The sequence below is a fragment of the Pseudomonas sp. UW4 genome (assembly GCF_000316175.1).
Classification (GTDB): Bacteria; Pseudomonadota; Gammaproteobacteria; order Pseudomonadales; family Pseudomonadaceae; genus Aquipseudomonas; species Aquipseudomonas laurylsulfatiphila.
In genome coordinates, this window is record NC_019670.1 from 5,135,993 (window position 1) to 5,158,997 (window position 23,005).

The following is a 23,005-nucleotide window of genomic DNA, read 5'->3' on the forward strand; positions in this document are numbered from 1 at the left end:
CGCGAAGGGAGTCCTCGACATGAACAGTGCCAAGAAAGGTTCCTTGACCTTGCTGGCCGGCGCGATGCTACTGGCAAGTGCGGCAGCCTTCGCGACTGTGGAGCCGGCTGCCCCCGCCAAGCCGGCCTCTGTTGCCAAGGAACTGCAACAGGCCAAGACCTACACCGTCAGCAGCGCGCCGACCGCGCCGCTGGAACTGGCCAAGCCGACGCTGCCGGACGTCTCGGGCTACACCGCCGAGGCCATCGCGAAAAAAATCGTGCGCAGCAAGGTCGGCAAAGTCAGCCTGCGCCGGATGATGCAGGAAGACGCCCTGAAGGACTTCATCGGTGGCGACAACAAGATGGCCGAGTGGGTGGTGCGTCAGCACGGCATCCCGCAGGCGATCTTCGTCGACGACGGCTACATGAACCTCAAGGACGTGGCGAAGAAACTGCCGAAGTACGTCATCGAAACGTCACCGGGCGTTTACCTCGCCAGGCTGCCGATCGTGGTCGGTCGTCACGGCATCCTCGAAATCGACAAACAGACCCAGGAACTGCGCCTGTCCCAGGAGGGCGGTGCGTTCCTGGTCAACGACGGTCAGTTGTTCGTACGCGATACCAAAATCACTGGCTGGCGCGAAAAGGACAACGGCCCGGCAACGTTCAATTCGCCGAAGGAATTCCGTCCGTTCCTGCTGTCCTGGGGCGGCACCGAGACCTACATCGCCAACAGCAAGATCGCCAGTTTCGGCTATGCCAACAGTAAGTCCTACGGCGTGAGTATTTCCCAGTACACGCCGAACATGGCCAAGGTGCTCAAGCGTCCTGAGCCGACCGGCTGGATCGTCGGCTCCGAGTTCTCGGACATGTGGTACGGCTTCTACTGCTATGAGACCCGCGACTTCGTGGTCAAGGGCAACACCTACAAAGACAACATCGTCTACGGCATCGACCCGCACGACCGTTCCCACGGCCTGATCATTGCCGACAACACGGTCTACGGGACCAAGAAGAAGCACGGGATCATTATTTCCCGTGAGGTCAACGACAGCTTCATTTTCAACAACCGCAGCTACGACAACAAGTTGTCGGGCCTGGTGATCGACCGTAACAGCGTGAACAACCTGATCGCCTACAACGAGATCTACCAGAACCACACCGACGGCATCACTCTCTACGAGAGTGCCGACAACCTGCTGTGGGGAAACAAGGTCATCAGCAACCGTCGCCACGGCATCCGCATTCGTAACAGCGTGAACATTCGCCTGTACGAAAACGTCGCCATGGCCAACGGGCTGACCGGCGTCTACGGCCACATCAAGGACCTGAGCAACACCGACCGTGACATCAAGCTCGACCCGTTCGACGCCCAGGTGTCGCTGATCGTGGTCGGCGGTGAGCTGGCGGCCAACGGCAGCGGCCCGCTGTCCATCGACTCGCCACTGAGTGTCGAGCTGTATCGCGTGTCCATGCTCGCCCCGACCAAATCCAGCGGTATCAGCTTCACCGGCATCCTTGGCGAGCGCCAGGATGAAATTCTCGACCTGCTGGTGCGCCAGCAGAAAGCCGTGCTGATCGACCCCGTCGAACGCCAGACCGAAATGCAGGACTGAGGATAATCTTATGCACCCACACTTGATCAAATTACTCAGCCTGTCGGCCCTGACCGCCGGCATTCTCGCGGCCAGCACTGGCGCGCGTGCCGATGAAGTTCAAGCGCCCAAGTTCAGCGCCGAACCGTGCTGCAGCCTGTGCCCGGCCGCTCACGATGCGAAGAACTACACCACCCGCTATCAGCAGAACTTCACCACGCTGGTACAGGCCCAGGGCGACTGGCTGTTCCGTACGCAAGAAGACTTGCGCACCGAATTCGACACCACGCCCGCCGGCTACAAACGCATGAAGCAATTGCACGATGCGTTCAAGAGCAAAGGCGTGGAACTGGTTGTCGTGTACCAGCCGACCCGTGGCCTGGTGAACCGCAACAAGCTCAACCCGGCGGAAAAAGCCAGCTTCGACTTCGACAAGGCGCTGAGGAACTACAAGACCATGCTGGGCCGTTTCGCGCAGATGGGCTACGTCGTTCCGGACCTGTCGCCGCTGGCCGACGAGTCGCTGCCCGAGACCCTGCCCGCCCACGACTTCTACTTCCGTGGCGACCAGCACTGGACCCCGTACGGTGCCCAGCGCACGGCGAAAATCGTCGCCGAGAAGGTCAAGCAATTGCCTGAATTCGCCGACATTCCCAAGCGCGAATTCGAGACCAAAAAGTCAGGTCGCATGGGCAAGACCGGAACGTTGCACAACATGGCCGGTCAACTCTGTGGCACCAGCTACGCGATCCAGTACATGGATCAGTTCATCACCGAGCCGAAGGGCGAAGCGGGCGATGGCGATCTGTTCGGCGATTCCGGCAATCCGCAAATCACCCTCGTGGGTACCTCCCACAGTGGCAAGAACTACAACTTCGCCGGTTTCCTCGAAGAGGCCATCGGCGCCGACATTCTCAACGTGGCGTTCCCCGGCGGCGGCCTGGAAGGTTCGATGCTGCAGTATCTGGGCAGCGACGAGTTCCAGAAGAACCCGCCGAAGATTCTCATCTGGGAATTCTCGCCGCTGTACCGCCTCGACCAGGAAACCATCTACCGCCAGATGATGGCGCTGCTGGACAACGGTTGCGAAGGCAAGGATGCACAGATGTCCGGCAGCGCCACGCTCAAGCCGGGCAAAAACGAATTGATGGTCAACAGCAAGAACATGGACCTGCGCAACAGCAGCCACCAGGTCGACATCCGCTTCGCCGATACGTCGGTGAAAACCCTGCAAGCCACCCTCTGGTACATGAACGGTCGCCACGAGGACATCAAGATCGACAAACCGGAAACTTCCGAGACTGACGGGCGTTTCGCTTTCGAGTTGCGCACGGACGAAGACTGGGCCTCGCAGAACCTGCTGGCCGTTGAAGTCCAGGGCCCCGAAGCCGGTGCCGCGCCTCAGAAAGTCGAAGCGAAAATCTGCAAACGCAACGTATTCCCGAGCGCCGAGCAGCGTACTGCTTCGGTCGGGCAATGAGGTCTGCTATGCGAAATCCGAAACTGAAGCATCTGTTGGCACCGACGCTGTTGAGCCTGGCGATGTTTGCTGGCGCCACACAAGCGGCGGCGCCACTGCGTCCACCCCAGGGCTATTTTGCGCCTGTGGATAAATTCAAGACGGGCGACAAGAGCGAAGGCTGCGATGCGATGCCGACGCCCTACACCGGCTCGTTGCAATTTCGCAGCAAGTACGAAGGTTCGGACAAGGCCCGCTCGACCCTGAACGTGCAGTCGGAAAAAGCCTTCCGTGAAAGTACTGCCGACATCACCAAGATCGAGCGCGGCACCAGCAAGCAAGTGATGCAGTTCATGCGTGACGGTCGCCCGGAACAACTGGAATGCACGCTCAATTGGTTGACCGCGTGGGCCAAGGCCGATGCCTTGATGTCCAAGGACTTCAACCACACCGGCAAGTCGATGCGTAAATGGGCGTTGGGCAGCATGGCGTCTTCATACATTCGCCTGAAGTTTTCCGACTCCCGTCCGCTGGCCAACCATCAGCAAGAGTCGCAGTTGATCGAAGCCTGGTTCAGCAAGATGGCCGACCAGGTGGTCAGCGACTGGGACAACCTGCCGCTCGAGCAGACCAACAACCACTCGTACTGGGCCGCGTGGTCGGTGATGGCCACTTCCGTCGCCACCAACCGCCGCGACCTGTTCGACTGGGCCGTGAAGGAATTCAAGGTCGGCGCCAACCAGGTCGACGCCAACGGTTATCTGCCCAACGAACTCAAGCGTCAGCAGCGGGCCCTGGCCTACCACAACTACGCCCTGCCGCCGCTGGCGATGATCGCCAGTTTCGCCCAGGTCAACGGCGTGGACTTGCGTCAGGAAAACAACGGTGCATTGAAACGCCTGGGAGACCGGGTGCTGTCCGGGGTGAAAGACCCGGATGAGTTCGAGGAAAAGAACGGCAAGGAACAGGACATGACCGACCTTAAGGTCGACTCGAAATTCGCCTGGCTCGAACCGTTCTGCACGCTCTACACCTGCTCGCCCGAGGTGCTGGCCAAGAAACACAAGATGCAACCGTTCAAGACCTTCCGCCTCGGCGGTGACCTGACCAAGGTCTACGACCCGGCCAATGAAAAGGGCAAGGGCTCCTAGACCAAATACAAAACCCTGTGGGAGCGAGCTTGCTCGCGATGACTGAGTGTCAGCCGACATCGATGCTGAATGTCAGACCGCAATCGCGAGCAAGCTCGCTCCCACAGGGTTAGTTGTCAGCTGTGAGATGTGGGTTATGCCCCCCGGATTTCCGTGGGGGGTTTGGGGGCCGTTGGCCCTTGACTGTTGGTTAAACATGGAGAGATCGGGATGGTATTTTCATCCAACGTGTTCCTGTTTCTGTTCTTGCCGATCTTCCTCGGCTTGTACTACCTGAGCGGGCAACGCTATCGCAATTTGCTGCTGCTGATTGCCAGTTACGTGTTCTACGCCTGGTGGCGTGTGGACTTCCTCGCACTGTTCGCCGGCGTCACGCTGTGGAACTACTGGATCGGCCTGAAAGTCGGTGCCGCCGGGGTCAGGACCAAACCGGCGCAGCGCTGGCTGCTGCTCGGCGTGGCCGTCGACCTGTGCATCCTCGGCTACTTCAAGTACGCCAACTTCGGCGTCGACAGCATCAACGCGATGATGACATCGGTGGGTCTTTCGCCTTTCATCCTGACTCACGTGCTGCTGCCGATCGGGATCTCGTTCTACGTCTTCGAGTCCATCAGCTACATCATCGACGTCTACCGTGGCGACACCCCGGCGACCCGCAACCTGATCGACTTCGCAGCGTTTGTGGCGATCTTCCCGCACTTGATCGCCGGTCCCGTGTTGCGCTTTCGCGACCTGGCCGACCAGTTCAACAACCGCACCCATACCCTCGACAAGTTCTCCGAGGGCTGCACGCGGTTCATGCAGGGTTTCATCAAGAAAGTCTTCATCGCCGACACCCTGGCGGTGGTGGCCGACCACTGCTTCGCCTTGCAAAACCCGACCACGGGCGATGCTTGGCTCGGCGCCCTGGCGTACACCGCGCAGCTGTATTTCGACTTCTCCGGTTACAGCGACATGGCCATCGGCCTGGGCTTGATGATGGGTTTCCGTTTCATGGAAAACTTCAAGCAGCCGTATATCAGCCAGTCGATCACCGAGTTCTGGCGGCGCTGGCACATCAGCCTGTCGACCTGGCTGCGTGACTATCTGTACATCACCCTGGGCGGCAACCGCAAAGGCACGCTGATGACCTATCGCAACCTGTTCCTGACCATGCTGCTCGGTGGTCTGTGGCACGGCGCGAACATCACCTACATCGTCTGGGGTGCTTGGCACGGCATGTGGCTGGCGATTGAAAAAGCCATCGGCCTGAACACCTCGCCACGCAGCATCAACCCGATCCGCTGGGCACTGACCTTCCTGCTGGTGGTGATGGGCTGGGTGATCTTCCGCGCGGAAAACCTGCACGTGGCCGGGCGCATGTACGGCGCAATGTTCAGCTTCAGCGACTGGTCGCTGTCGGAACTCAACCAGGCCAGCCTCACCGGCCTGCAAGTGGCAACGCTGATCGTGGCCTACGTGACCCTGGCGTTCTTCGGCCTGCGCGATTTCTACAGCAATCAGCCTCCGGTCAAGACCAGGCCTGCAGTGAACGTCGACGCCGACGGCCCTGCCGCTGCGACACCGGGAACGATCAAGGCCGTGCCTGGGGATAACCCGGCGAGCATCCACCAGCCTGGCTACACCGTCGGCGTCGAGGCCCAGGTGCAACCGGCCTATTGGACCGCTGACTGGTCGCGCTACGTGATGCGTGCGCTGGTGCTGCTGCTGTTCATCGCCTCGATTCTCAAACTCTCGGCGCAAAGCTTCTCGCCGTTCCTTTACTTCCAGTTCTGAGGGATCTGACCATGACCCGCTCATTACGCATCTTCTACATTGCGCTGTTCCTGGTGACCTTGCTGGTGCTCGGTCTGTGGTCGGTGCGCAGCTTCTTCGGCTTCAGCACCAACGCGGATGCGACGGTGCTCAACGGCCGCTGGAGCAAAGCCGTGGAAACGCACTACGACGACGAGTTCCCGATCAAGCGCCTGGGCACCAACCTCTGGGCCGCGCTGGATTTCAAACTGTTCAACGAAGGTCGTCCGGGCGTGGTGCTCGGTCGCGACCAGTGGTTGTACAGCGATGAAGAATTCCACCCGGTGGTCAACGAAGAGCTGAACCTGCAAGGCAACTACGCGCTGGTCGAAGGCGTGCGCCAGACCTTGAAGGAAAAAGGCGTGCAACTGGTGATGGCAGTGGTGCCGGCCAAGGCGCGCCTGTACCCGGAACACCTCGGTGAAGTGAAACCGGCAAGCATCCACGCCAACCTCTACAAGGACTTCCACCAGCGCCTGGCCGCCGACCGGATTCCGGCCCCCGACCTGCTCGGCCCGCTGCAACAGGCCAAGCAGAAAGGCCAGCAAGTATTCCTGCGCACCGACACCCACTGGACGCCGCAAGGCGCCGAGATCGCCGCCAACCGTCTGGCCAGGACCATCGCCGACAAGTACCCGCTGAGCGGCGAGCCGCAGCGCTTCGTCACCGAACCTGCCGAGACCATCACCCACAAGGGCGACCTGCGTCTGTTCCTGCCGCTGGACCCGCTGTTCGAAAACCTGATGCCTAAACAAGAGCAATTGCAAAAGCGCAATACGGTCGCCGCTGAAGACCAGCCCGCCGGTGACGACGCCTTGTTCGCCAACACCGAAGTGCCCGTGGCCCTGATCGGCACCAGCTACAGCGCCAACCCGAACTGGAACTTCGTCGGTGCGCTCAAGCAAGCGCTGAACAGCGACGTGGTCAATTACGCCGAAGACGGTCACGGCCCGATTCTGCCGATGCTCAGCTACCTGAAAAGCGATGCCTTCAAGAACAGCCCGCCACAAGTGCTGATCTGGGAGTTCCCTGAACGATATCTGCCTGTAAACAACGAAATCGGCGACGCCGACCCGCAGTGGGTCGCAGAGCTTAAACAAGCCGGCGCCCGCCAACAAAACGTAGCCATCAACAACAAATCCGAGACGCCCGACCGGGCGCAAAACTGAAAGAGAGGTACACCATGACTTTCACTACTACTCCTCGTCGTCTCGCCAAACGCCTTGCCCTGGTTGCCGGCCTCAGCGTGCTGTCGGTACAGGCTTTCGCCGCTGGCGACGCCGCCCTGTATGGCCCGACCGCACCGAAAGGCTCGACCTTCGTGCGTATCTACAACGCCAGCAACGCCGAAGTCAGCGCCACCGTCGGCAGCACCAACCTGAGCGAGGTCGCGCCACTGTCGAGCACTGACTTCAGCTTCATGCCGGGCGGCGACTACAGCGCCAAGGTCGGTAGCCAGAGCCTGCCGGTGAAACTGGCCGGCGACCACTATTACACCCTGGTCAACAACGCCAGCGGCGCACCGCAACTGATCGAAGAGCCGCCGTTCAAGAACAAGCAGAAGTCCCTGGTCCGCGTACAAAACCTCAGCGACAAGGCGCTGACCCTGAAAACCGCCGATGGCAAGACCGACGTGGTCCCGAACGTTGCGCCCAAGGGTCGCGGCGAGCGTGAAATCAACCCGGTCAAGGTCAGCCTGGCGCTCTATGACGGCACCACCAAAGTCGGCGACGTGAAACCGGTGGCCCTGGAACGCGGTGAAGCCGCGGTGCTGTACGTCACCGGCAGCGGCAGCAGCCTGTCGCCGGTCTGGGTAAAACGCCCGGTATCGACGCGCTAAACAATTTGCCTGACTGACGCATCCCCCTGTGGGAGCGGGCTTGCTCGCGAAAGCGGTCTGACATTCAACATCAATGTCGACTGATCCATCGCCTTCGCGAGCAAGCCCGCTCCCACAAAGTATCTAGGCGTCAATCGGGACACGGAACAAAAACAAGAGTGAAACGACAGAACGCAGTAGCTCTAACCAATCGATATTCCAGGAGTAACAACATGATTCCAGTGATCTTGTCAGGTGGTAGTGGCTCACGTCTTTGGCCGCTTTCCCGCAAACAATTCCCTAAACAGTTCCTGGCCCTGACCGGCGAACACACCCTGTTCCAGCAAACCCTGGAGCGCCTGGTGTTCGAAGGCATGGACACGCCCATCGTGGTCTGCAACAAAGACCACCGCTTCATCGTCAACGAGCAATTAGCGGCGCGCAAACTGGAATCCCAGCGCATCCTGATGGAGCCGTTCGGGCGCAACACAGCGCCGGCCGTGGCCCTGACCGCGATGATGCTGGTCAATGAAGGTCGCGACGAACTGATGCTGGTACTGCCGGCCGACCACGTCCTGGAAGACCAGAAAGCCCTGCAACGCGCCCTGGCCTTGGCCACAGTCGCTGCCGAAAACGGTGAAATGGTGCTGTTCGGCGTGCCGGCGACCAAGCCGGAAACCGGTTATGGCTACATCAAGTCGACCAACGATTCGCTGCTGCCCGAAGGCGTCAGTCGCGTCTCGCACTTCGTCGAAAAACCCGACGTGAAGCGCGCCACCGAGTTCGTCCAGTCCGGCGGTTACTTCTGGAACAGCGGCATGTTCCTGTTCCGCGCCAGCCGCTTCCTCGAAGAGTTGAAAAAGCACGATCCGGACATCTACGACACCTGCCTGCTGACTCTGGAACGCAGCCACCAGGACGCCGACACCATCACCCTCGACGAAGCCACCTTCGCCTGCTGCCCGGACAATTCCATCGACTACTCGGTGATGGAAAAAACCCAACGCGCCTGCGTCGTGCCGCTGACCGCCGGCTGGAGCGATGTCGGCTGCTGGTCGTCGCTGTGGGAAGTCAATGCAAAAGACGCCAACGGCAACGTCACCAAGGGCGACGTGGTGATCCAGGACAGCAAAAACTGCATGATCCACGGCAACGGCAAACTGGTGTCGGTGATCGGCCTGGAAAACATCGTCGTGGTCGAAACCAAGGACGCCATGATGATCGTCCACAAGGACAAGGTCCAAGGCGTGAAACAGATGGTCAACACCCTCAACGAACAGGGCCGCAGCGAAACCCAGAACCACTGCGAAGTCTACCGTCCGTGGGGCTCCTACGACTCGGTGGACATGGGCGGCCGCTTCCAGGTCAAGCACATCTCGGTCAAACCGGGCGCCTGCCTGTCGCTGCAGATGCACCACCACCGTGCTGAACACTGGATCGTGGTCAGCGGTACGGCTGAGGTGACCTGTGACGAGAACGTGTTCCTGCTGACCGAGAACCAGTCGACCTATATTCCGATTGCTTCGGTGCATCGCCTGCGTAACCCGGGGAAGATTCCGTTGGAGATCATCGAGGTGCAATCGGGGAGTTATCTGGGTGAGGACGATATCGAGCGGTTCGAAGATATCTACGGGCGGTCTACGCCGGTTGAGCGTGGGGTTGCGGTGAAGACGATCGCGCAGTAAGCCTCTGTAAACCTTGAGCCCCCGATCCACGTGCTGCGTTCCCTATCCGCAGCGGGTGGTTCGGGGGCTTTTTTTGTACTGGTTTTTTGTAGTGCCTCAACTGGCCTCTTCGCGGGCAAGCCCGCTCCCACATTGGACCGGGTGGAACACAACATTCGTGAACAATCAAAAAACCTGTGGGAGCGGGCTTGCCCGCGAAGGGGCCCCCACAGTCACCGCGAAAATCTCTCCCATCGCCAATCGCACCTACGCTTAGGTAGGATGCACTTCTCTGCTCCCGAGGTTTGCGCGTCATGTTCATCGGCGTCCTGCTGGTCATCACCTGGCTGATCCTGCTGCTGCGCTATCCAGCCAAGGCCTTGCCCGTTTCCCTGGCCGCCGCCGCTGGGCTGGGCATCGTCGCGACCTGGGTCATCTGGATGGATCACCGCGAACTCAAGCAACTGCAACGCCTGGAGTTGCGCATCAGCTATGCGCCCGAGCACTGCCCGGCCGACCGACCGCTGAAACTGACGATGAACAATGGCAATGACGTGCCGCTGACCGAGCTGCGCTGGCGGGTTGCGGCCTATGCGCCGGGCGATACGGTGAACCTGGCCGACAACCAATACTCCGCCCCGCGTTATCGCGGCCCCGGCGAATTGCAGGCCGGAGGCAACTGGGAAGATTGCTTGCCACTGCCGCCGTTGCGCCCTGGCTACCGACCGGAAACCCTGGAGTTTCGCGCCGAGCGATTGCAGGGTAGTTTTTCCGACTGATCCCTCCCCCATTTTTTGCACAAGGAATGCGCCATGCCCGTTGCGTTGATTACCGGTTGCTCCAGCGGCATTGGCCGTGCCCTTGCCGATGCGTTCAAGGTCGCCGGCTATGAAGTCTGGGCCAGTGCCCGCAAGGCCGAAGATGTCGCGGCACTCAACGCCGCGGGCTTCACAGCCGTGCAACTGGATGTCAACGATGCAGCGGCGCTCGAAGCCTTGAGTGAGCGGATCAACCAGCAAACCGGCGGCCTCGATGTGCTGATCAACAACGCGGGTTATGGCGCCATGGGGCCGTTGCTCGATGGCGGCGTACCGGCCATGCAGCGCCAGTTCGAAACCAATGTGTTCGCCATCGTCGGCGTCACCCGCGCCTTGTTCCCGGTGCTGCGTCGGGCCAAGGGGCTGGTGGTGAATATCGGTAGCGTGTCCGGTGTACTGGTCACGCCATTCGCCGGCGCCTACTGCGCTTCGAAAGCTGCCGTACATGCCTTGAGCGACGCTTTGCGCATGGAACTGGCGCCATTCGGCGTGCGGGTCATGGAGGTCCAGCCGGGGGCCATCGCTTCCAGCTTCGCCAAGAATGCCGGGCATGAAGCCGAGCAACTGATCAGTGAACAATCGCCATGGTTCCCGCTGCGTGAAGGCATACGCGCACGGGCCAGAGCTTCCCAGGACAGGCCGACCCCGGCCAGTGAGTTTGCCGCCGGATTGCTCAAGGCCGTGCAGCAAGCCAAACCGCCACGGCTGATCCGCTTGGGCAATGGCAGCCGCGCGTTGCCGCTGATGGCCAGTTTGCTGCCCAAGGGTTTGCTCGAATCCGGGCTGATGAAGCGGTTCGGGTTGCGTGGGCAGCTCTGACACTGCGTCGCGCCCTTCGCGAGCAAGCCCGCTCCCACAGGTCATGCGCAGATTTTGAAATAGCGCTAATCCTGTGGGAGCGGGCTTGCCCGCGAAGGCGTCAGAACAGACACCGCAGAATTTCAGGAAACAACATGACCGACTACACCGAATACTTCGACGAAGTGATCCTGGCCCACGTGGCCATCGAACAATGGCTGGCCGAGGAGCGTGACGCGTCCGAGCTGGAAAAACTGCTGACGCGTTTTTCGCCGCAGTTCTCCATGGTCTCTCCGCTCGGCCGGGTACTGGACTTTGACGCGCTGAACGAACTGTTCACGCTGGCGGGCGGCAAGAAACTCGGGTTCAGGATCGAGCTCAGCGAGCTGCGTGGCATCGCGTTGTACGAGGGTGGCGCCACCGTGAGCTACCGCGAACAACAGACCGATGCGACAGGGCTGCACTCCAGTCGTCGTTCCACGGTTGTGTTCGAGAAGGTAGATGACAGGATTCTTTGGCGGCATTTGCAAGAGACCTTCTGCTGAACACGACGACGATCGACTGTAGGAGCGAGCCTGCTCGCGATGGACGTCAACGATAACGCGTGCATTCTGAATACACGCGGCGCGCTCTGGTTCATCGCGAGCAGGCTCGCTCCTACAGGGGGTTGCATTCAAAAATGTGGGAGCGGCGGTGCTCGCGAAGCAGGCGACTCGGTCTACCGGCTATGCCCCACCCTCTTGCTTCACTACCACCGTACAAGTAATCCCCGCCGCCAACACCACTCCCTCCGGCACTTCATCGATGTGAATGCGCACCGGCACTCGCTGCGCCAGGCGTACCCAGTTGAAGGTCGGGTTGACGTCGGCGATCAGTTCGCGACTCTCCGGGTTGTCGCGGTCGTAGATGCCGCGCGAGATGCTTTCCACATGGCCCTTGAGCACTTCGCCGCTCATCAGCTGCATGTCGGCCTTATCACCGACGCGTACGTGGGGCAGCTTGGTTTCTTCGAAGAAGCCGTAGACCCAGAACGAGTTCATGTCGACCACGGCCATTTTCGCCTCGCCGATGCGCGCGTAGTCGCCGCGATGCACGTTGAGGTTGGTCACGTAGCCGTCTACCGCGGCGCGCACTTCAGTGCGTTTGAGGTTGAGTTCGGCGGCCTCCAGTTGCGCCTGGGCCTGCTGGTAATCGGCCAGGGCCGAGTCGGCGAGGTTACTGGCGTCGTCGCGGTTTTCCCGGGAGATCACCAGGTTGTCCATATCGGCGCGACGATGGGCGTTGACCTTGCGCATCTCCCAGGTCGCCTTGCGCGATGCCACCAGACTCTGCGCTTGCTTGACCGCCAGGCGGTAGTGCTCGGGGTCGATCTGCATCAGCAAATCGCCTTTTTTCACCAGCTGGTTGTCACGCACCGGCACCTCCACCACTTCGCCGGTGACGTCGGCGGCGACGTTGATGATGTCGGCGCGCACGCGGCCGTCGCGGGTCCACGGCGTGTTCATGTAGTGCTCCCACAGGGTGCGGCCGACCCACAGCGCGAGGGCCAGCACCAGCAGGGTCGCGAGCAGGCTGAAAAACTTTTTCATCAGGGCATTCTCAGTGATAGAGAGTCAACGGTAGACAGTCAGCGCCATGGCGCCGAACAGACAGGTAAACAGACTCAGGCGCAGCAACGCCGGGTGCCAGAAAAAACGGTACAGATCGAACCCGGACAGGAACCGGTCCAGCGCCCAGGCCAGGGCCGCTGCGATGAAAAACATCAGGGTCATGGTCGGCATGTACACGCCGTGGAAAGCGATTTCACGAGGCATGTTCAAGTCCTTGTGGCTTGGCGCTGGCACTGGCATTCATGTAGCCGGCGAGCGGTGATTGCGGATCGAGCAGAGAGGTGCGGATGAAGTGCAGGTAGCTCTTCACCCGGCGCAACGCCGAGGTATCGAAGTGCGGGGCGAAGGGCTCGTCGGTGGACTGCACACGGCTGATCGCGTGATCGACGGCGATCAGCGCGCGTTCGAGGTTGCTGCTGTTCGGTTGCAGGAACAGCCGCACCAGTGCACGTCCCATCACCCGGATCGCCTGGCGCCATGGCTGGGATTCGGTATAGGCCGGATGCACCGGCAGAATCGCCTGCTCCTTGCGCAATTCGATGATCGCGTGGCCGACTTCCAGCACCACGAACATCCAGCGCAGCAATTCCCGCTGCACCTGCGGTTGGCCCGCCGCGAAGCCGTAGGCCTGATGCACCAGGTCACGGGTGCGGCTCTCGAAACTCGACGCCAGGCCCTTGAGCTTGCCGCTGATGGCGTACACCACCTGACCACGCAGGTCCTGCTCCAGACGACGCCACAACCAGCGGCTGTTGGGCGGCAGAATGATCGCCCCGGCCGCTGCGCACACCAGCATGCCCAGCACCATGGCGATGTAGTCGTTGATGAAGGTGTAGGGGTTGTAGACCGTGAAGTTGTCCGGCACTGAACCGGTGCTGAAGAAGATCAGCAAGCCCAGGCCGACGCCCACGTATTGCGGCCGCGAAGTCAGGAACGAGCCAAGTACGATCACCGGTGCGAGCATCACGCACAGCAACGGAAATCCGTCGATCCACGGGAAAATGAAAAACATCTCGACGAAGCCGATCAGCGCCCCGAGCAATGTCCCGCACGCCATCTGAAAGGCCATGCGCTTGGGGTTCGGGGTAGCGGCGGACAGGCCCACGGTCGCGGCGGCAATCAGGGTCATGGTCGCGCCGCTCGGCCAGGCGGTTGCCACCCAGTAGCTACCCAATACCACCAGAATAAATGCCGCGCGTATCCCCGATGCTGCCGCTGCCAGCCAGTTGGTTTGCGGGGTGAACGGCTCGTCCCAGCGCTCCCGTTCGTGACTGTGATCGGCCAGCGACGCGTGGGTCTGTGCATAACTGTGCAAGTCGTCGACAAAGCGATAGAGCAGTTCGTAGGCGGTGTGGAAATCCAGTTGCCCGGCCTCGCTCGGATTGCTCTGCTGGAACGTCGCCCGCAGACAGCGCACCCGCGCTGGCAAACCTTCCTTGTAGGCGCTCAGCACTGTAACCAGGCGTGCTGCATCGGCGCTGGTCAGGGCACGACCGCTGAAGCCGTCGAGCAGCTCGGCGAGGTCCTGCAAGCCGGGTTTGATCGCCTCCACCACCTGGTCTGCCGCGCTGCTGCGCAGGCGTTCGAGTAACTGGTGCAAGGCGTTGAAGCGCGTGGTGATGCCCATGAATTCGCTGTTCAGGCGACTGAGCCGGCCATTGCGCCGACGCATGTGCGGGTCTTCGAAAACAGTGACGCTGCGCAAGCCTTCCAGGCCTACGGCTTCGGCGATGAAACGCACGTTGCCGGCCTCGAACGCCTCGCGCTGACTGCGACCACGCAAGCCGTCGGTGACGAACAGGGCGAACACGCCGAAGCGCTGATACAACGCATTGCGCATCGCCGCGCTGGCCGATTGCGGCAGGATCGCCGCACTGACCAGGGTCGAACAGAGAATGCCCAACGAGATCTCCAGCACCCGCCAGACCGCCGCCATGAACGCGCCATCCGGATGGGCCAGCGCGGGTAGACCGACCATCGCGGCGGTGTATCCGGCGAGGACAAATCCATAGGCGCGAAAGTTGCGGCAGCGCGCGGCACCGGCGGTACAGATACCGACCCAGATCGCCAGCGAACCGAGGAACAGTTCAGTGTTCTGCGCAAACAGGGCGATCAGCGCAACCATCACCGCCGACCCGGCCAGGGTGCCGAGAAAACGATAGAAACTCTTGGCGAACACTTGGCCGCTTTGCGGCTGCATGACGATGAACACGGTGATCATCGCCGTGCGCGGTTGCGGCAGTTCCAGGCGCATGGCCAGCCAAAGCGTCAGGAATGCCGCGAACAGCACCTTGAAGATGTAGACCCAGGTCACGCCGTCGCTGCGTGCCCAGTCGAAGAAACCCCGGCGCCATTCAAGGGAGTACAGCCAGCGCAAGGGTGCGGGCAAGGGAGTCATCTAATCCTGCTCAATAAATTCCAGTGAAAACCGGAACCTGTGGGAGCGAGCCTGCTCGCGAAGAGGGAGTGTCAGGCAGCATAAATGTCGTCTGAAACTCCGCCTTCGCGAGCAGGCTCGCTCCCACAAGTTTTGTGTTCAACGCAAAAGGCTCGGGGTTTTCGGCGCCTGGGTCTGGCTGTCGTTCGGCACGTCGTTGCCGGCACCCAAACCACCGCCCAACGCCGTCACCAATTGCGCATGGGCGCTCAAACGCGCCGCCTGGACCTGCTGCTGCACTTGCTGCTGCTTGAACAGCAAGGTCTGGGCGTTGAGCACATTGAGGTAATCGGTCAGGCCACGCTGATAAGCGATCATCGCGATGTCGTAAGTCTTCTGCGCGGTGGCCACCGACTCGGCGGCGAACGCCTGCTGCTTGTCCATGGACTCGCGGCGGATCAACTGATCGGAGATGTTTTTCAGGGCATTGACCAGGGTCTGGTTGTACTTGGCCACGGCGATGTCATACCCGGCCGAGGCTTCGCCCAACTCGGCACGCAAACGCCCGCCATCAAATATCGGCAACGAAATCGCCGGACCTACGCTGTAGTTGAGCTTCTTGCCGGTCAGGAACTCCAGGGCCCCGCCGCCAGTAGCCATATAACCGAGGCTGCCGACCAGATCGACGTTGGGATAAAACCCGGCATGGGCGACATCGATGCCCCGCGCCTGCGCCGCCACTTGCCAGCGACTGGCGACCACGTCCGGGCGCTGGCCGAGCAATTGCGCCGGCAGCGACGACGGCAATTTCAGTGGCGCTCCCAGCGAAAGCGTTGGCCGCTGCAGCTGCGCGCCCTCACCCGGCCCCTTGCCGGCGAGGGCGGCGAGCTGGTTGCGGCTCAGGGCGATTTCTTCGTCGAGGGCATCGAGCTGGCGATGGGTTTCCGGCAGCGGCGTCTCGGCCTGGCTGACTTCGAAATGGGTGCCGATGCCGCCCTTCAAACGCTTCTGCGCCAGCTCAAGGATCTGCTGTTGCTGCTTCAAGGTTGCATCAACGATGTCCCGTTGCGCGTAATGCAGCGAGAGTTCGATGTAGACGCGCACGATGTTGTCCTGCAATTCCAGCTGGGCCTGTCGCGCTTCGGCGACGCTCATGTGCGCCATGTCCACAGCGCGCTCGGTGGCATTGCTTTCGCGGCCCCAGAGGTCGAGGGCATAACTGAAACCCAGTGCGGCGTTGTTGTCCCAGGTCGTGGAGTTGGCCAGCTCACCCGGCCCGTAGAACTGGTCGGTGGGCCAGTTGTGGCGCTTGAGGGTGGCATCGCCATTGATCTGCAGCGACTCGGCCGCTTCGGCCACGCCGGCCATGGATTTGGCCTGACGCACCCGGGCGGCGGCGATGGCCAGGGTCGGACTGCCTTGCAGGGCGAGGTCGATCCAGCGATTCAGTTGCGGGTCGCCATAGACTTGCCACCATTGCGCGGTGGGCCAATTCGCATCTTGCGCGGCGCTCTGGATTGCTTCGTCGGTGACCAGCGAATTGGCCTCCAGCGCCTTGCCCTGCGGGGCAATACCTCCGGTTCCGATGCAGCCGCTGATTGCCAGGGTTAAAGCCAAAACACTGAGCGGCTGAAGCGCTCTGCTGATGCGACGCGGCACTGCTGCGATTTCCTGAAAATAGGGGGAGGCACGAAATTTTCTGAAAACCGGAGATCCGCTTTTGTGGGAGCGGGCTTGCTCGCGAAAGCGGTCTGTCAGTCAACATCTCTGTTGAATGTGATGCCCTCTTCGCGAGCAAGCCCGCTCCCACAGGTTGTGCGGTGGGTCGAGCCCCGGTTGCCCAGTTGCGCAATTCTATGGGGAGGCCTGAATGGCGATAAGCTGGGATTCCTGTGAATCTTTGTTACCGTTAACGAGATAATCCGTAAGTCGATCTTTAGTCGCCTGTAAATAAACAGAAACTTCGTGTCACAATTTGTCATTCGACGAGAGAGCACCCCATGGACACTTTGCAAAACATGCGCGCCTTCAGTTACGTGGCCGAAGCCGGCAGCTTCACCGCCGCCGCCGTGCAACTGGACACCACCACGGCCAACGTCTCGCGCGCGGTCTCCAACCTGGAAGCCCACCTGCAAACCCGCCTGCTCAACCGAACGACCCGCCGCATCGCCCTGACCGAAGCCGGCAAGCGTTACCTGTTGCGCTGCGAGCAGATCCTGGCCTACGTCGAAGAAGCCGAAGCCGAGGCCAGCGACGCCCACGCACGCCCGGCCGGGCAACTGAAAGTGCACACCATGACCGGCATCGGCCAGCACTTCGTGATCGACGCCATCGCCCGCTACCGCAAGACCCACCCGGACGTAACCTTCGACCTGACCATGGCCAACCGCGTGCCGGACCTGCTCGATGAGGGTTACGACGTGTCCATCGTCCTCGCCCGCGAACTGCCGGATTCGGGTTTCGTCTCCCAACGCCTGGGCATCACCTACAGCATCGTTTGCGCCTCGCCGGCCTACGTCAAAGCCAACGGCTGCGCACAAAAACCCGGCGACCTGCTCAACCACGCCTGCCTGCGCCTGGTCAGCCCGGTGATCCCACTGGAAAAATGGGCCTTCGACGGTCCTGACGGCCAGGAAATGGTCACCATCAACAGCTCACCGTTTCTGGTGAACTCCGCCGACGCAATGAAATCCGCGATCATCAGCGGCATGGGCGTTGGCGTCCTGCCGCTGTACGCCGCGATAGAAGGCCTGCGCAACGGCACGCTGGTGAGGGTGATGCCCAAATACCGCTCGCAGGAGCTGAACCTGTATGCGATCTACCCTTCGCGTCAGTACCTGGATGCGAAGATCAAGACCTGGGTCGAGTATTTGCGCGGATCGTTGCCGGAGTTGCTGGCAGCGCATCAGGCGGAACTGGCGGCTTATGAATTGAGTGGGAGTCTGGGCGGGATCCGGGTGGCGAATTGAAAATCTCTCAGTTCACAGATTGATCTTTGTGGGAGCGAGCTTGCTCGCGATAGCGTTCTCACCTTCAACATCACTGTGAGCAGATACACCGCTTTCGCGAGCAGGCTCACTCCCACAGGAATCGAGTACGTCTGCAAGAGATTGGTCGGCTGTCAGGCCGCCTTCGCGGGCAAGCCCGCTCCCACAGGTACTGTGTACACCGAACCAGACAATCAGGCCGGCCGGTAGGTTGCCTCGGGCGCTGTTGCGATGTACACCCCCTCGTGAGGCCGAGCGCAGGTTCTGCGCAGTGGGCAACCCGGCATGGATGCCGGGTTAGCCGCCCCCGGCCATGGAGGGCCGATGGCGGCGGGCTCTGTAGGAGCGAGCTTGCTCCGGGCGGCGTTCCGACGAAAAACCTGAGAGCACCGCGGGGTGTCAGGCTCCCCGCATCATCGTTGACCTCCATCGCGAGCAAGCTCGCTCCTACAGGCCGGGCGGCGTTCCGTTCTTCCAAGTAACCCGCCGAAAGGGCGGAACCATAAGCCGCCATTACCAAAGAAACGGATATGTACTCGGTCAACCAAGAACATGGTCGGCTGAAAGGCCGCCAAGTCCCCCCAAACTGACAGCGCCGTCAGTTAGCAGTCACCCTCCTGACCAGCAAACAGGTTTATAAAGGAAACTACCTTACTCACCTACCGACCACCCAGCCCCGGCGCCCCACTCGCATGCGAATCCAGAAAAAACCCGCCCTGCTCGTCGCCCTTCTGATCGTCTTGGCAGCGCTGGGCCTGTGGTATGCCACCAAACCGGTCAAGACCAAACTCGCCACCCCCACCGCCATCCCGGTGCGCGTGGTCGCCGTCGCCGAAAAAGACGTGCCACGCTATGTCAGCGGCATCGGGTCGGTGCTGTCCCTGCACAGCGTCGTGGTCCGTCCGCAAATCGACGGCATCCTCACCAAAATCATGGTCAAGGAAGGCCAACTGGTGAAAAAAGACGACCTGCTGGCCACCATCGACGACCGCTCGATCCGCGCCAGCCTCGACCAGGCCCGGGCACAGCTGGGCGAAAGCCAGGCGCAGCTGCAAGTGGCGCTGGTCAACCTTAAACGCTACAAACTGCTGAGCGTTGACGACGGTGTTTCCAAGCAGACCTACGACCAGCAACAGGCGCTGGTGAACCAACTCAAAGCCACCGCCCAAGGCAATCAGGCTTCAATCGACGCAGCTCAGGTACAACTTTCCTACACACAGATTCGCTCCCCAGTGACCGGTCGCGTCGGCATTCGCACCGTGGATGAAGGCAACTTCCTGCGCATGACCGACACCCAAGGCCTGTTCACCGTGACCCAGATCGACCCGATCGCCGTGGAGTTCTCCCTGCCGCAGCAAATGCTGCCGACCTTGCAGGGCCTGATCAACGACCCGCAGCACGCCCGGGTCAAGGCCTACATCGGAGCTGACACCGACGGCGAAACCGGCAACCTGCTCGGCGAAGGTCACCTGACCCTGATCGACAACCAGATCAATGCCAACACTGGCACCATCCGCGCCAAGGCCGAGTTCGACAATCCGGGGCAGAAGCTGTGGCCGGGTCTGCTGGTGACGGTAAAGATTCAGACAGCCCTGGATAAAGATGCGCTGGTGGTGCCGCCGACGGTCGTACAACGCGGCCTCGACCAGCACTTCGTGTACCGGGTCAATGGCGACAAGGTCGAAGCCGTCCAGGTGCAAATGGTCTATCAAGGCAGTGGCCAGGACATCATCAAGGGTGTGAAACCGGGTGATGTACTGGTCAGCGATGGTCAGTCGCGGCTCAAACCGGGGTCGACGGTGCAGGTGATGACCGAGCCGCCGCAAGTGGTGCAATCGGAGGCGGCACAATGAAGGGCCACGGTTCGGTATCCGCCTGGTGCATCGACCACCCGGTGGCCACGGTCCTGCTGACGTTCGCCCTGGTGCTGCTGGGCGTCATCGCCTTTCCACGCCTGCCGGTAGCGCCGTTGCCAGAGGCAGAATTCCCGACCATCCAGGTGGCCGCGCAGTTGCCCGGCGCCAGCCCGGAAACCATGGCCTCCTCGGTGGCCACCCCCCTTGAAGTGCAATTCAGTGCCATTCCCGGCGTGACCCAGATGACCTCGAGCAGTGCACTGGGCTCGACCATCCTGACCCTGCAATTCACCCTCGACAAGAGCATCGACACCGCCGCCCAGGAAGTGCAGGCGGCGATCAATACGGCCGCGGGCAAGCTGCCCAAGGACATGCCGAACCTGCCGACCTGGCGCAAGGTCAACCCGGCCGACAGCCCGGTGCTGATCCTCAGCGTCAACTCCTCGCTGATGCCCGGTCCGGAACTCAGCGACCTGACGGAAACCCTGTTGTCCCGTCAGCTCAGTCAGGTCGACGGTGTAGGCCAGGTCGCCATCACCGGTCAGCAGCGTCCGGCGATCCGCGTCCAGGTTTCGGCGGACAAACTCGCCGCCATCGGCCTGACCCTTGCCGACATCCGCCTGGCGATCCAGCAGACCAGCCTCAACCTGGCCAAGGGTGCGCTGTACGGGGAGTCGAGCATCTCGACCCTGTCCACCAACGACCAGTTGTTCCACCCGGAGGACTACAGCCAGCTGATTGTTTCCTACAAGGACGGCGCGCCGGTTCATCTGCGCGATGTCGCCAAAGTCGTCAACGGATCGGAAGATGCCTACGTCCAGGCTTGGGCGGGCTCACAACCGGGGGTGAACCTGGTGATCTTCCGCCAACCAGGCGCCAACATCGTCGAAACCGTGGACCGCATCCAGGCCGCCTTGCCGGCGCTGGAAGCGATGCTCCCCGCCTCGGTGCAGGTCAAGGTGCTAATCGACCGGACCCAGACCATTCGCGCGTCCTTGCATGAAGTCGAAATCACCCTGCTGATCGCGATCATGCTGGTGGTGGCGGTGATGGCGCTGTTCCTGCGCCAGTTGTCGGCGACCCTGATTGTGTCGGCGGTGCTGGGGGTTTCGCTGGTCGCCAGTTTTGCGCTGATGTACGTCATGGGCTTCAGCCTGAACAACCTGACGCTGGTGGCGATCGTGGTGGCCGTGGGCTTTGTGGTCGATGATGCGATCGTGGTGGTGGAAAACATTCACCGGCACCTGGAGGCCGGCGACGGCATGCGCGAAGCGGCGATCAAGGGCGCGGGCGAGATTGGTTTCACCGTGGTGTCGATCAGCTTTTCGCTGGTGGCGGCGTTCATTCCGTTGCTGTTCATGGGGGGCGTGGTCGGGCGACTGTTCAAGGAATTCGCCCTGACCGCCACCTCGACCATCTTGATTTCGGTGGTGGTGTCGCTGACCCTGGCGCCAACCCTGGCCGCGCTGTTCATGCGCGCGCCGGTGCAACATGCCCACGACAAACCGGGCTTTGGTGAGCGTCTGTTGGCCTGGTACGAAAAAGGCCTGCGCCGCGCCCTCGCCCATCAGAAAACGATGATCGGCGTGTTCGCTTTGTCGCTGGGTCTGGCCGTCGCCGGTTACATCTTCATTCCTAAAGGCTTCTTCCCGATCCAGGACACCGGCTTCGTCCTCGGCACCACCGAAGCCGCTGCTGACATTTCCTACGGCGACATGGTGAAAAAACACCTCGCCATGGCGGAAATCGTCGCCGCCGACCCTGCTGTGGAAACGTTCTCGCACTCGGTCGGTGTCTCCGGCAGCAACCAGACCATCGCCAACGGCCGTTTCTGGATCACCCTGAAAAAACGCAGCGACCGCGATGTCTCGGCCAGTCAGTTCATCGACCGGATTCGTCCGCAACTGATGAAAGTACCGGGCATCGTCCTGTACCTGCGCGCCGGCCAGGACATCAACCTCAGTTCAGGCCCGAGCCGTGCTCAGTATCAGTATGTGCTCAAGAGCAACGATGGCCCGACCCTGAGCACTTGGACCCAGCGCCTGACGGAAAAACTGCGCGCCAACCCGGCCTTCCGCGATGTTTCCAACGATTTGCAACTGGGCGGCAGCATCACCCACATCAGCATCGACCGCAGCGCCGCGGCGCGTTTCGGCCTGACCGCCAGCGACGTCGACGAAGCCCTGTACGATGCCTTCGGCCAGCGACAGATCAATGAATTCCAGACCCAGGTCAACCAGTACAATGTGATCCTGGAGCTGGACACACAGCAACGCGGCAAAGCCGAAAGCCTCAACTATTTCTACCTGCGCTCCCCCCTGAGCGGGGAAATGGTACCGCTGTCGGCCCTGGCCAGGTTCGATGCGCCCACCATCGGCCCACTGTCCATCGCCCATGACGGCATGTTCCCGGCCGCCAACCTGTCGTTCAACCTGGCGCCCGGCGTGGCGTTGGGCGATGCGGTGATCATGCTCGACCAGGCCAAGGCCGACATCGGCATGCCAACCGCCATCAGCGGTAATTTCCAGGGCGCGGCCCAAGCGTTCCAGAGTTCACTGGCCAGCCAGCCGTGGCTGATCCTGGCGGCGCTGTTGGCGGTGTACATCATTCTCGGCGTGCTCTACGAGAGCTTCGTGCATCCGCTGACGATCATTTCGACCTTGCCTTCGGCGGGCCTCGGCGCACTGATCATGCTGTGGATCTGCGGCCAGGACTTTTCGATCATGGCCTTGATCGGGCTGGTGCTGTTGATCGGTATCGTCAAGAAAAACGGCATCCTGATGATCGACTTCGCCCTCGACGCGCAGCGCAATGGCGGACTGTCGCCTGAAGAAGCGATCTTCAAGGCCTGCATCACGCGGTTCCGACCGATCATCATGACCACCCTCGCCGCGCTGCTTGGCGCCCTGCCGCTGATGCTCGGCTACGGCACCGGCGCCGAGTTGCGCCAACCCCTGGGGATCGCGGTAGTCGGCGGCTTGCTGGTGAGCCAGGCGCTGACGCTGTTCACTACGCCGGTCATATACTTGTGGCTGGAGCGGTTATTTCATCGGCCTAAACCTTCGCCAGTACCGGCGCTGGCGACCACAGACTGAG

At 61.3% G+C, this 23,005-nt stretch carries 17 protein-coding genes; 13 read left to right on the top strand and 4 right to left on the bottom strand.

The features are described from left to right. The first annotated feature begins 19 nt into the window (after positions 1–19). The 10 genes from algG to PPUTUW4_RS22740 all read left to right on the top strand — a co-directional run bounded on the left by algG (position 20) and on the right by PPUTUW4_RS22740 (position 11,624). The gene (algG, locus tag PPUTUW4_RS22695; protein WP_015096740.1) at positions 20–1,597 is read left to right on the top strand and encodes a mannuronan 5-epimerase AlgG; all 1,578 of its coding nucleotides are present in this window, start codon (positions 20–22) and stop codon (positions 1,595–1,597) included. Between the two features lie 10 nt (positions 1,598–1,607). Continuing rightward, a complete protein-coding gene (locus PPUTUW4_RS22700) occupies positions 1,608–3,056 on the top strand; it encodes an alginate O-acetyltransferase (protein WP_015096741.1) in 1,449 nt (482 codons plus the stop codon). 8 nt (positions 3,057–3,064) lie between these two features. Further along, positions 3,065–4,186 (top strand): mannuronate-specific alginate lyase, encoded by a 1,122-nt coding sequence (locus PPUTUW4_RS22705; RefSeq protein WP_015096742.1) that lies wholly within the window; start codon positions 3,065–3,067, stop codon positions 4,184–4,186. 210 nt (positions 4,187–4,396) lie between these two features. Continuing rightward, positions 4,397–5,962: an MBOAT family protein gene (locus PPUTUW4_RS22710; protein ID WP_015096743.1), complete on the top strand. Its 1,566-nt coding sequence runs from the start codon at positions 4,397–4,399 to the stop codon at positions 5,960–5,962. Positions 5,963–5,973: 11 nt separating this feature from the next. After that, complete coding sequence (locus PPUTUW4_RS22715) at positions 5,974–7,149, top strand: alginate O-acetyltransferase (RefSeq protein WP_015096744.1); 1,176 nt, start codon at positions 5,974–5,976, stop codon at positions 7,147–7,149. Positions 7,150–7,163: 14 nt separating this feature from the next. Next, on the top strand, positions 7,164–7,820 hold the full coding sequence (locus tag PPUTUW4_RS22720; RefSeq protein WP_015096745.1) for an alginate O-acetyltransferase AlgF: 657 nt from the start codon (positions 7,164–7,166) through the stop codon (positions 7,818–7,820). A 212-nt stretch (positions 7,821–8,032) separates the two neighbouring features. Next, entirely contained in the window at positions 8,033–9,484 is a 1,452-nt protein-coding gene (locus PPUTUW4_RS22725) for a mannose-1-phosphate guanylyltransferase/mannose-6-phosphate isomerase (RefSeq protein WP_015096746.1), read from the top strand. A 293-nt stretch (positions 9,485–9,777) separates the two neighbouring features. Continuing rightward, positions 9,778–10,242 carry a hypothetical protein gene (locus PPUTUW4_RS22730; protein WP_015096747.1) on the top strand — a complete coding sequence of 155 codons (465 nt, stop codon included), beginning with the start codon at positions 9,778–9,780 and terminating at the stop codon, positions 10,240–10,242. Positions 10,243–10,275: 33 nt separating this feature from the next. After that, positions 10,276–11,100, top strand: coding sequence for an SDR family oxidoreductase (locus tag PPUTUW4_RS22735; RefSeq protein ID WP_015096748.1), 825 nt, complete (start codon positions 10,276–10,278; stop codon positions 11,098–11,100). A 134-nt stretch (positions 11,101–11,234) separates the two neighbouring features. Continuing rightward, a complete protein-coding gene (locus PPUTUW4_RS22740) occupies positions 11,235–11,624 on the top strand; it encodes a DUF4440 domain-containing protein (protein WP_015096749.1) in 390 nt (129 codons plus the stop codon). Between the two features lie 180 nt (positions 11,625–11,804). Here the strand turns inward: PPUTUW4_RS22740 and PPUTUW4_RS22745 are convergent, their stop codons facing one another. The 4 genes from PPUTUW4_RS22745 to PPUTUW4_RS22760 all read right to left on the bottom strand — a co-directional run bounded on the left by PPUTUW4_RS22745 (position 11,805) and on the right by PPUTUW4_RS22760 (position 16,725). Then, positions 11,805–12,668: an HlyD family secretion protein gene (locus tag PPUTUW4_RS22745; protein ID WP_015096750.1), complete on the bottom strand. Its 864-nt coding sequence runs from the start codon at positions 12,666–12,668 to the stop codon at positions 11,805–11,807. A gap of 24 nt (positions 12,669–12,692) precedes the next feature. Next, complete coding sequence (locus PPUTUW4_RS22750) at positions 12,693–12,893, bottom strand: DUF1656 domain-containing protein (protein WP_015096751.1); 201 nt, start codon at positions 12,891–12,893, stop codon at positions 12,693–12,695. Next, positions 12,883–15,087 (bottom strand): FUSC family protein, encoded by a 2,205-nt coding sequence (locus PPUTUW4_RS22755; protein WP_015096752.1) that lies wholly within the window; start codon positions 15,085–15,087, stop codon positions 12,883–12,885. Before PPUTUW4_RS22755 ends, PPUTUW4_RS22750 begins: the two co-directional genes overlap by 11 nt. Before the next feature lie 138 nt (positions 15,088–15,225). After that, complete coding sequence (locus tag PPUTUW4_RS22760) at positions 15,226–16,725, bottom strand: efflux transporter outer membrane subunit (RefSeq protein ID WP_015096753.1); 1,500 nt, start codon at positions 16,723–16,725, stop codon at positions 15,226–15,228. Between the two features lie 341 nt (positions 16,726–17,066). Between PPUTUW4_RS22760 and PPUTUW4_RS22765 the strand changes: the two genes are divergently transcribed. From PPUTUW4_RS22765 to PPUTUW4_RS22775, 3 genes are all read left to right on the top strand, one after another. After that, positions 17,067–18,035: a LysR family transcriptional regulator gene (locus PPUTUW4_RS22765; protein ID WP_015096754.1), complete on the top strand. Its 969-nt coding sequence runs from the start codon at positions 17,067–17,069 to the stop codon at positions 18,033–18,035. A gap of 710 nt (positions 18,036–18,745) precedes the next feature. Continuing rightward, a complete protein-coding gene (locus PPUTUW4_RS22770; RefSeq protein ID WP_015096755.1) occupies positions 18,746–19,906 on the top strand; it encodes an efflux RND transporter periplasmic adaptor subunit in 1,161 nt (386 codons plus the stop codon). Continuing rightward, positions 19,903–23,004 carry a multidrug efflux RND transporter permease subunit gene (locus PPUTUW4_RS22775; protein WP_015096756.1) on the top strand — a complete coding sequence of 1,034 codons (3,102 nt, stop codon included), beginning with the start codon at positions 19,903–19,905 and terminating at the stop codon, positions 23,002–23,004. The genes PPUTUW4_RS22770 and PPUTUW4_RS22775 overlap by 4 nt, the downstream gene beginning before the upstream one ends. The last annotated feature ends 1 nt before the right edge of the window (position 23,005 follow it).